Origin of the sequence: Brevibacillus reuszeri, from assembly GCF_002897295.1 — a bacterium.
In the GTDB taxonomy this organism is placed as follows: domain Bacteria; phylum Bacillota; class Bacilli; order Brevibacillales; family Brevibacillaceae; genus Brevibacillus; species Brevibacillus reuszeri_A.
In genome coordinates, this window is sequence record NZ_BEXF01000025.1 from 80,996 (window position 1) to 91,332 (window position 10,337).

The 10,337-nt window shown below is 47.8% G+C and carries 10 protein-coding genes and 2 pseudogenes; 9 read left to right on the forward strand and 3 right to left on the reverse strand.

Annotated elements, in window-relative coordinates; translation table 11 throughout:
- Positions 1 to 105 precede the first annotated feature (105 nt).
- Positions 106 to 540, reverse strand: coding sequence for a Dps family protein (locus tag C3B52_RS28285; protein ID WP_201264955.1), 435 nt, complete (start codon positions 538 to 540; stop codon positions 106 to 108).
- A 233-nt stretch (positions 541 to 773) separates the two neighbouring features.
- Here C3B52_RS28285 and C3B52_RS37155 point away from each other — a divergent pair, with 233 nt between their 5' ends.
- Positions 774 to 1,145, forward strand: a complete 372-nt coding sequence (locus C3B52_RS37155) for a hypothetical protein (protein WP_201264956.1) — start codon at positions 774 to 776, stop codon at positions 1,143 to 1,145.
- 231 nt (positions 1,146 to 1,376) lie between these two features.
- Positions 1,377 to 1,994 (forward strand): molybdenum cofactor guanylyltransferase, encoded by a 618-nt coding sequence (gene mobA, locus C3B52_RS28295; protein ID WP_103109719.1) that lies wholly within the window; start codon positions 1,377 to 1,379, stop codon positions 1,992 to 1,994.
- Positions 1,995 to 2,016: 22 nt separating this feature from the next.
- On the opposite strand, the gene fdhD is transcribed toward mobA, so the two are convergent.
- Positions 2,017 to 2,814: a formate dehydrogenase accessory sulfurtransferase FdhD gene (gene fdhD, locus C3B52_RS28300; protein WP_103109720.1), complete on the reverse strand. Its 798-nt coding sequence runs from the start codon at positions 2,812 to 2,814 to the stop codon at positions 2,017 to 2,019.
- A 482-nt stretch (positions 2,815 to 3,296) separates the two neighbouring features.
- Here fdhD and C3B52_RS28305 point away from each other — a divergent pair, with 482 nt between their 5' ends.
- From C3B52_RS28305 to mobB, 5 genes are all read left to right on the forward strand, one after another.
- Positions 3,297 to 4,568 carry an L-lactate MFS transporter gene (locus C3B52_RS28305; RefSeq protein ID WP_103109721.1) on the forward strand — a complete coding sequence of 424 codons (1,272 nt, stop codon included), beginning with the start codon at positions 3,297 to 3,299 and terminating at the stop codon, positions 4,566 to 4,568.
- A gap of 53 nt (positions 4,569 to 4,621) precedes the next feature.
- Complete coding sequence (locus tag C3B52_RS28310) at positions 4,622 to 4,987, forward strand: DUF2294 domain-containing protein (protein WP_103109722.1); 366 nt, start codon at positions 4,622 to 4,624, stop codon at positions 4,985 to 4,987.
- A 203-nt stretch (positions 4,988 to 5,190) separates the two neighbouring features.
- Entirely contained in the window at positions 5,191 to 7,539 is a 2,349-nt protein-coding gene (locus C3B52_RS28315; RefSeq protein ID WP_103109723.1) for an FdhF/YdeP family oxidoreductase, read from the forward strand.
- Positions 7,540 to 7,585: 46 nt separating this feature from the next.
- Entirely contained in the window at positions 7,586 to 8,845 is a 1,260-nt protein-coding gene (locus C3B52_RS28320) for a molybdopterin molybdotransferase MoeA (RefSeq protein WP_103109724.1), read from the forward strand.
- 3 nt (positions 8,846 to 8,848) lie between these two features.
- The gene (mobB, locus tag C3B52_RS28325; RefSeq protein ID WP_103109725.1) at positions 8,849 to 9,349 is read left to right on the forward strand and encodes a molybdopterin-guanine dinucleotide biosynthesis protein B; all 501 of its coding nucleotides are present in this window, start codon (positions 8,849 to 8,851) and stop codon (positions 9,347 to 9,349) included.
- A gap of 22 nt (positions 9,350 to 9,371) precedes the next feature.
- On the opposite strand, the pseudogene C3B52_RS38405 reads toward mobB, so the two are convergent.
- Positions 9,372 to 9,455 (reverse strand): annotated as a pseudogene (locus C3B52_RS38405) (IS200/IS605 family transposase); the annotation flags it as partial.
- Here C3B52_RS38405 and C3B52_RS28335 point away from each other — a divergent pair.
- Positions 9,456 to 9,641 (forward strand): annotated as a pseudogene (locus tag C3B52_RS28335) (transposase); the annotation flags it as partial.
- 2 nt (positions 9,642 to 9,643) lie between these two features.
- The coding region (locus C3B52_RS28340; protein ID WP_164684981.1) for an RNA-guided endonuclease TnpB family protein at positions 9,644 to 10,337 on the forward strand (694 nt) is incomplete at its 3' end.

Below are 10,337 nucleotides of genomic sequence, written 5' to 3' on the forward strand. Positions count from 1 at the left end.
TTTTGTACTATAGGAGAGTAAAAATTATTAAGGATGATCGTATAAGTGCAACTAAGGCTACGCCAAGCCATTTGGCGTAGCCAAGTTTTCAAATACAGAAGCTTCTTATTGCAAGAAGGCTTGCAGCATCCAAACGTGTTTTTCCAAACCGCTGCGAATCGCGAGGAGCATGTCAGCTGTAGCTTCATCGCCTGCTTGGTCTGCCGCTTCCATGGCAAGCTTTGTTTCCTCCAGAAGAATGGCGAAATCACGAACAACTGTCTCGACCATTTGTTCTGCGGATTCATTTCCCTGTGCTTCAGCGATGCTTGCGGTTTGCAGACTTGCGCTGAGTGTAGCAACTGGCTTGCCGCCGATACTGAGTACGCGCTCTGCCAATGTATCGATGTGGCCAGCGGCTTCAGTGTATAGCTCCTCGAATTTTTGATGCAAGGTAAAAAAGTGAGGTCCTTTCACATTCCAGTGGAAATTGTGGAGCTTGGTGTAAAGGACAGTCCAGTTTGCTACTTGTTTATTTAAAAGATTAGTTACGGTTGCCATAATAGAATCTCTCCTTTTTGATAATTATTATTTGTTAATATTTATTATAAACTAATAATGTGTTTTGTCAACTTGAAAAGAACGATAGATCCAACTGAATTTTCCCGCTTGCAGTACCACATCGGGATAAAATTTTTCTTGAAACAGGCAGGCGAGAGAGGACAGCCATCCAAACAAAATGCCGAACTCCACCGTATGAATAGTATTAAGCATGGAGCAGAGGGGGTGTAAGAATGGAATTTCAAGAATTAGACGATGAAGTAATGGACGACGAAGAAGAATACGAAGAAGAGTACGAATCTGACGAAGAAGACGGCGACGAAGAAGACGGCGACGAAGAAGACGGCGACGAAGAAGACGGCGACGACGAAGACGAAGAAGACGGCGACGACGAAGACGAAGAAGATGGCGACGACGAGGACGAAGAAGACGGCGACGACGAAGACGAAGAAGACGGCGACGAAGAAGACGGCGACGACGAAGACGAAGAAGACGGCGACGAAGAAGACGGCGACGAAGAAGACGAAGAAGACGGCGACGACGAAGACGAAGAAGACGGCGACGACGAAGACGAAGAAGACGGCGACGACGAGGACGAAGACTGATTAATGATAGATGGCTTGTGAGATTGAAGACGAAGCTGACTCCAGAACTGATGATGTCTATCAAACGGGAGCACAGGGTCAGCGGGTATCTACAACTGTAACTGGTTAATGGAATAAAATGGTGAGCCCGGGCTTTGGTCCGGGCTTTTGCCTTGACAACGACGAGCATGAAGGGAAAAGTAAGAAGTAGTAGATTGATAGCAAGCGGACACGAGGGAGGTCAGTAAGAGTATGCAAAAAATAAGCGCAGTCATTTTGGCAGGTGGAAACAGCACTCGAATGGGTTCTCCGAAAGAGCTGCTTGCGTGGAGAGAGGGAACCTTTCTTACAGAGCTAGTGAAGGAGGTCACGCAGGATGGCATGGAGTGCCTCCTCGTAACCAACCATCCAGAGCGCTTACCTGCAGAAATAAAGCACGCAGCAGGTGTAAAAATCACGCCAGATCTCGTTCCGTCAGCTGGCCCCATCAGTGGTCTTGTCACTGCTTTTCGCATTTGTCAGGACGAGCTGCTGCTCGTCCTATCCTGTGATCTTCCGTTTATGGACCGAGAGCAAATGAATAAATTGATTGCCTATGCCAAGGGACAGAGCGAATGGGACGTCGTAGCTGCTCAGGTGAACGGAAGACTTCATCCACTGTGCGCTGTCTATAATAGGCGGTCACAAACGTATTGGGAGCAGGCTTTGCAACAGAATGAGCTGAGACTTATGGCTACGTTGGACAAGCTGCGGCTGCGCACAACTCCTGAGGGCTTACTGGACGACTGGGCCGTTTTTAATGCCAATACACCAGAAGAGTATGAGCTAGCGAAAAACCAGGAGAAAAAGAGAAAAACGGGAGAGCGCTAAGCATATCCCGTTTTTGCTGTGATCAAGAAAGAATGATTCGCTCTGCTTGTGTATACACGTTCATCTTGTTGTTACGGACAAACCCTACAGCCGTGATGTTCAGCTCATCGGCGAGCTGGAGTGCCAGATCCGTCGGCGCCGATTTGGAGAGGATGATGCCAGCTCCAATTTTCGCTGCTTTTAGTAAAACCTCAGAAGAAATGCGCCCACTAAAAACAAGAATTTTGTCAGCTGTGGTGATATTTTCACGCAGACAGTATCCATAGATTTTGTCCAGCGCATTATGCCGGCCGATATCCGAGTATTGCAAAAGCACGCTATCAGATGTGCACAGAGCAGCATTATGCACGCCACCCGTTTGTTTGTGGATGGAGGAAGACGCCTGCAGCTCCTTCATCAGCTGAATGCATGCAGCTGGTGTGGCAGTGGCAGTACCTGCTACAGGCTTAGCGGTACGGGCATCGCTGAAAAAGTAAAAAGACTGCCGGCTTTTTCCACAGCAGGAAGTAATGCGCCGCTTGGAATAAAAGCTTTGCGACAAGATCGTTTCCTTATGCAAGTCAACGTAGGCGAAGCCCTGTGCTTCGTCGATGGTAAGCTGCTTGATCTCCGCATACGATTGAATGGCTCCTTCTGCTGCCAAAAAACCGATCACCATTTCTTCCAGATCAGCGGGAGTACAGACGATCGTAGCAAATTCCTCATCGCCTAGAAAAATGGTAAGTGGATATTCCGTTACGATCTCATCCTCTTCCCAATTGTGCTTGTCAGCCTCTATTTTAAGTACGCTGCGACGGATGGTTTTTGTCAGTTCTGACATGACGACCTCCTTGATTCAAAGGAACTTATTGTCGAGTGAGCGCTTACATGGTACTATACTATGTGAGGTAATTCCATCACAAAATTTTTTTAACGTATAGGAATTTATAAGCGTATGACGCTTATGAATTCCGGAGCGCATGAAAACTTTCCGCTAAACGCGGTCGCTCCTCTTTGGGAGGCCACGATAGAGGTTTTCTTACTTACCGAAATCTATTTAAATTGAATATGGTAGGACAAATCTGCACGGAACAGCGACCCTGTCACCGGTTCATTTGCTTCCCTACCTGAAAATATTGAACACTTGCTCGTTAATGCTGAGGTAGCGAACCTGCCTGACTGATTAACTGCTGTGCTCCATCCATTCCCTTTTTCCGTATGTCCGGTAAAGAGGGAATGGATGGGCCCAGCAGTTTTTCTTTTTTAAAGAACTGCCAAATCCAAGCGAGAGGCGCTCTTATTCTAATTTAAGGAGATGTATGTATGGAGCAAAAGGTAAAGAACCGCTGGCTGATTGCGCTGGCGGCTGTGGGTATCCACATCTCGATCGGTTCGGTTTACGCATGGAGCGTATTTACGAAGCCGATTACGACACAGTTTGGCTGGGATTTAGCAGATGTCACATTTACTTTTAGTATTGCCATCCTGTTTCTGGGGTTGTCGGCTGCCTTTTTGGGTCACTACGTGGAGAAGCATGGACCACGTAAAGCAGGTATTCTGGCTTCGATTTTCTTTGGAGTAGGAATCGTTGGCTCTGGATTTGCTATTCAAATGAGCAGCCTGCCACTATTGTATCTGTGCTATGGTGTGCTAGGAGGAATTGGTCTCGGAGTAGGCTACATCACACCTGTGTCGACTCTGGTAAAATGGTTCCCGGATCGCCGGGGTCTAGCAACAGGTCTCGCTATTATGGGATTTGGTTTTGCATCTATGATCGCAAGTCCGATCATGAATGCGTTAATTAATAGCGTAGGAATTGCCAATACGTTTTACATCTTGGGAGTTATTTATTTTGTTGTGATGATCTCAGCAGCACAATACCTTGCACCTCCTCCAAAAGGATGGCTACCTGAGGGCTATTCAGCTGAAGGGGCGGGTACCAAAACAATTAAACAAGATCTGTCTCAATTAACAGCTAACGAAGCGATCAAGACACGCCGCTTTTACTTGCTGTGGCTTATGCTTTTTATCAACGTCACCTGTGGAATCGCAGTAATCTCTGTCGCTTCTCCAATGGCACAGGAAATGGTCGGAATGTCCGTTGCAACTGCTGCGCTAATGGTCGGTCTCAATGGTCTCTTTAATGGCGGAGGACGCATCGGTTGGGCATCGTTGTCTGACTATATTGGGCGCCCGAACACATATACAGCTTTTTTTGCGATCCAAATGGTGCTATTCTTCTTGTTACCAAACTTGAGTAACCCGGTGTTGTTCATGATTGCAATGTTTATCATCATGACCTGTTACGGTGGAGGATTTTCTTCGATTCCGGCCTATATTGGCGATTTGTTCGGAACGAAGCAGCTAGGAGCGATTCGTGGTTACATTTTGACTGCCTGGGCAGCAGCTGGATTGGCAGGACCCATTTTCGCTACATGGGTACGCAGTACAACGCAAAGCTATACTGGAACGATGAACGTTTTCGCAGGTATGTTCGTCGTCGCCTTCATCATTTCTCTTTTGATTCGCTTGGATATCAAAAAGTTGAAAGAACAAGCCAAACAAAAGGAAAAGTCAGTTGAATTGGCTGGTTGACTAGTGGTAAAGTTTAAGGTAATGAATGATTGAAGTAAAGGTGAGTATTCTCGATGAATAAGTTCGAAGCAGAATTCAGTAATTTAGTCAGAGCTTTCCGTAAGCGGCATATGGGAAAAGGACCCAGCAAGATCAATACCACGTTCTGCAAGAACTGGGCGATCTGTGAGATGGAGGGTAACCTTTCGCCGGTGGAAAAGTTTATTGCCACTTCGGAAGACGGAAAGCAGACACTACGAGCTGCCCGAACCGAAATGGTCAAAGACATGTATCGTAAATATCAACCAGTCGACATGGAAACGTTTCTGGGTGCAAAACTCATCGATCTGTTCGTCGATATTGACATCGAGCGTGATTTTGGGATGTCCATATTTGTTTTTGATCAGGACATCGAGAAAAAATGGAAAATCGAACCGTAAGTCTAGGGCGAAGCAGTTCTCCTGTTCAGCGGATTAGACCATACGGAACTCGCGCGAGACAAACACGAAGCTTGGACTAGGTAGCGAACCTGCCGTAGACAACCACCGTGAACATGCTCCTTTTCTTTCGGATTAGGACGGTTTATGGTGGTTTTTTTTGTAGAGCTTTTCACATAGGCACGCTATGAGAGGAGAAACGTCATATGGGCAAAACCAAGCACAGCGGACCAATCAAGCTGGATACATCCTTGCAGCCTTCTTTGTGGGCTTCCATGATGCCGATGGGATTAGGAAAAATAAAGCCACATCATATTCGTGACACGATGAAGGTTATGTATGAAAACAGGGACAATCTGGGATACGCTTACCGGATTTTGACGCAGGGCGTGTGTGACGGATGCGCACTAGGTGTATCCGGATTATATGACCAGACGCTGACAGGACCGCATTTGTGCACGACACGCCTGAATGTTCTTCGCTTGAATACGATGCCGGCAATTGATCCAAAGTGGCTGGAAGACATCCATGCACTCAAAAAGCTGTCTAGTGTAGAGCTGCGCAAATTAGGGAGAATTCCGTATCCACTTTCTCGCAAGCCAGGTGAAACAAAATTTACCCGCATCAGCTGGGATGATGCTTTAAATCGAGTAGCCAAAAAGATCAAGGATATCAGTCCCAAGCAGCTCGCCTTTTTCTTGACGGCCCGCGGGATTACGAACGAAGTGTATTATACAGCGGCAAAAATGGCGCGGTTTTTGGGTACGAACAACATCGACAACGCCTCACGAATATGTCATTCACCGAGCAAAACGGCCCTGAAGCGCTCGGTCGGGATCGGGGCGTCAAGCTGCAATTACCAAGATTGGATCGGCACAGACGTACTCGTATTTTGGGGGTCCGTGCCCGCTAACAATCAGCCTGTTTCGACGAAATACATGTACGCTGCCAAAAAGGCTGGAACCAAGATCATTCTGATTAATCCGTACCGGGAGCCAGCGATGGAAAACTACTGGATTCCGTCTGTAGCGGAAAGCGCCTTGTTTGGAACCAAGCTCGCTGACGATTTTTATCAGGTCAACATTGGTGGAGACATTGCTTTCATGAACGGTGTGATGAAGATTTGGTTTGAGATGGAAAAAGAAAAGCCGGGGTCTGCGATTAATCTTGCTTTTGTCAAAGAACACGCCAATGGACTTGAACAGCTCCGCATGCATGTCATGGGTGAGCCATGGGAAAAGCTGGAGAAATCATCCGGACTTACACGCGAGCGGATGAAGGAGTTCGCGCTGCTACTGGCTAATTCCAAATCAGGTGTGTTTATTTGGAGCATGGGATTGACGCAGCACCGTTTTGGTACGGACAACATCTCACAGGTAGCCAATCTGGCTGTATTGCGCGGATTTTTGGGACGAAAAAATTGCGGCGTGATGCCGATTCGGGGGCACTCAGGGGTACAAGGCTCCGGCGAAATGGGAGCAGATCCGTTTAGTCTGCCTGGTGGGGATTTTGATGAGAAAGCATGGACGCGCATCGAGGGGCTGTGGAAATTTCCTATTCCGAAATGGCAAGGGGATATCGTCGGCATCTCCTTGGAAAACGCAGTTTTGCCAGACGGACATGAGCGAAAAACTCGAATGTTTTATACGAGCGGCGGGAACTTCCTGGAGACGATGCCAGACCCTGACTTTATGCAAAAATGTCTGGAGAGCGTAGAGCTGCGCGTGCATCAGGATATTATTTTCAATACGTCGACGCTCGTTGACGCCAAGGAAGAAGTGATCATCCTGCCTGCCATGACGCGATATGAACAGCCAGGTGGGGGCACGTCTACGAGTACCGAGCGAATGGTTTATTTCAGTGCGGAAATTGAGGGGCCCCGCATTGAGGAGGCGCGTGCGGAGTGGGAAATCTATGTCGACCTCGCAGCGCGAGTGCACCCGGAGAAAAAGCATCTCATGCATTTTTCGACTGCGGAAGAAATTCGCGCAGAGATCGCTTTGGCAAATCCAAACTACGATGGCATTCAGCATTTGAAAAAACGGGGCGATGTGTTCCAATGGGGCGGCGCGTGGCTTTGTGAAGACGGGGTATGTCCGACAGTAGATGGTCGTGCTAATTTACTTCCCATCGAGGTTCCTGATTTAAACAAGCCAGAGGGTCACTTCTACGTCACGACTCGAAGGGGCAAGCAGTTCAACTCGATGATTTACAGCAACGTCGATCCATTCAACAACGCAGAGCGCTATGACGTTTTGATGAATGCAGAGGATGCACGTGACTTGCGAATTAAAGAAGGAGACAACATTGTCGTGTATAATGGCTATGGAACCTTTCAAGGGCGTGCCAAGTTCGAACGGACGACCAGAGGCAATGTACAGGTGTATTGGCCAGAAGGCAACGCGTTGATTCCAAAGGGTGTTTATGAATCGTTTGCAGGCATTCCGGAATACAATACGGCTGTCAAAATTGAGCGAGCAGATACGTTTTATGCGAATAAGGATTTAAAATACAAAGAGAAACCAATAGAAGATTTGGAAGTAAACATCAGCTAAACAAGAGACACCAGGGCGGATGTTCAAATCCGGGGAGGTACTGAAAATGCGTTTTTCACGACAAATGGTCACGGTAGAGGAAGCGGTGGACAGACTCATAAAAAGTCTGTCTCAGCTTGGGGAAGAGACGGTTCAAATCGAGGAGGCATACGGACGAATACTGGCTTCAGATGTTTATGCCACATACGAGCTGCCGCACTTTGACCGCTCACCGCTTGATGGATTTGCCGTGAGGGCTGCCGATACGATCAGTGCCTCCGCCGAGCACCCTGTTTATTTACGTGTACTGGAGACAGTTGCAGCGGGGCAGGTTCCCCAGTTGGAGGTTACAGAAGGCTGTGCGACGAGGATCATGACCGGGGCAATGATGCCAGCTGGTGCCGATGCTGTCATTATGTTCGAGCAAACCGAAAACCCGGCTGAGCATGCAGTGATGGTAGGCGTCAAGCGAGTCCTAAAGCCTGGAGAAAATGTTTCCGAGCGCGGCGAAGAAATCGCGAGTGGTACGGTGATAGCGGAGGCAGGCGAGAAGATCAATGCAGGGACTCTTGCTATTCTGGCTACCTTCGGCTATACGCATCTTTCCGTGATCCGACAGCCCCGTGTTGGCCTTTTCTCTACAGGCAGTGAGCTGCTCAGGATTGATCAGCCACTTGTGGCAGGAAAAATCCGTAACAGCAACTCGTGGATGCTAGCTGCTTTGATTAAAGAGGCAGGGGGCATTCCGGTGCTGCTTCCTGATTTGCCTGATGAACTGGCAAAGGCCAAAAAAATCATCGGCGAGCACTTGCAGGAGGTCGATCTGCTCGTTTCCAGCGGAGGAGTATCTGTGGGTGATTTTGATGTCATCGCTTCGCTAGTGGACGAACCAGAGGTCGATCTGCTGTTTAACAAGGTTGCGATGCGTCCGGGTAAGCCGACTACCGGGATGATATTGCATGGGAAGCCTTACATCGCGCTTTCAGGAAATCCGGGAGCGTGCTTTCTCGGTTACGAGCTTTTTGTTCGCCTTGCTATTCAGCAATTATCTGGTATGGAGCAGGTGGGGCTTTGCCTGATCAAAGCGAAGCTCGATGTACCTTATACGAAGCCATGTCCGTATCCGCGTTACTTGCGGGGAAGACTGCTGGAGCGAGGGGGCGAGCTTTTTGCGCGTCCTGATTTCAACGAAAAGGCAGGCAATCTGGGGACATTGAAAGACAGTGAGTGCTTCATTGTGATTCCAGCTGGCGGCAGCGGAAAAGAGGAAGGGGAGCTGGTCAGTGTGCTTTCTCACTCCACGCCGAGCTGGAGAAATGAGGGGTAGGTTATGACAGTAAAACCTTGTGTCATGCAGCTGGTGGGCTACTCCAACAGTGGGAAAACAACGCTTTTGACCAAGCTTATTCCGCTATTGGAGCGATCAGGCATACGAGTAGGCGTGATCAAGCATGATGGCGGGCATGATTTTGAGTGGGACCAGCCTGGAAAAGATACATGGCGCTATCGGGAAGCAGGGGCTTCACTCGTAGCGATTACCTCGAAAACAAAGACGGCGATTGTAGAGCAGCGGCCGACGCAGCTTGCTGTGCTCGTCGAGCGGCTGACACAGGCCGGGGCTGATCTGATTCTCGTGGAGGGCTTCAAGAGAGAAAGCTATCCCAAGCTCGTCCTGTTGCACAAACCAGAGGATCGGGAGCTGCTCCAACTCGTTACCAATGTGTGCGGTATCGTGAGCTGGGGCGCAATAGAGCAAACAGAGCTGCCTCATTTTCACATCAACGATATCGAAGCGATTGTCTCGTTCATACAAGCCAAGGTGAGCGAATAATATCAGATTTGTCGTTTATCTAAGCACATAGCTCCATAGCCTTTTCATGAAACAACTCTTTTAATCGAATGTCTATTGGTTCTTTCAAAACCTTTTTACGATACTCGGAATTCATCGAGTTGTAAAACATTTGAAGGGCTATACATCCAGAGTGTTGCGGATGGAGTTTAGACATCTCAAAAGCAGACTTCCCTCGCTATGGACAAACGCCTGCTTTGTTGCCACAATTGGAACTGTTCAACTGGATGTGAGTAAGAAATACATGGGGTCTCAGAAGGAAAGGAGTGATTGAATATGCACAGAGCGTACAAATTTCGTCTCTATCCAAACAAAGAACAAACGACACTCATTAACAAGACAATCGGATGCACGCGCTTCGTATTCAATCACTTCCTCGCAAAACGAAAAGAGGCTTACGAACAGGAAAAGAAAACGCTGGGCTACCACGATTGCTCTGCAATGTTAACGCAACTTAAAAAAGAAATCGAATGGCTGAAAGAAGTGGATTCAACTGCCCTTCAATCCACATTGAAAGATTTGGATTTCTCGTACAAAAAGTTCTTCAAAGTGAAAAAGGGGTATCCGAAATTCAAGAGTAAGCAGAATCCTAAACAGTCCTATACATGCAAAATGAACATCAAAGTGGAAGGAAATCGTATCAAGCTTCCTAAACTTGGATGGGTTGCGTTTGCAAAATCACGAGAAGTTGACGGACGTATCTTGTCAGCTACAATTAGACGCAATCCTTCGGGAAAATATTTTGTGTCTGTCCTTTGCGAAACAGAAGTTTTGTTGCTGCCACAAGTGGAGCCGACTGTAGGGATTGACCTTGGAATCAAGGATTTCGCCATTCTCTCTACAGGTGAAAAGGTGGAGAATCCCAAATACTACCGTAAGTATGAAAAACAACTGGCAAAGTGGCAACGAATTCAATCTCGCAGACAAAAAGGTAGTAAAAACCGAAATAAAGCACGTAGTAAAGTAGCTC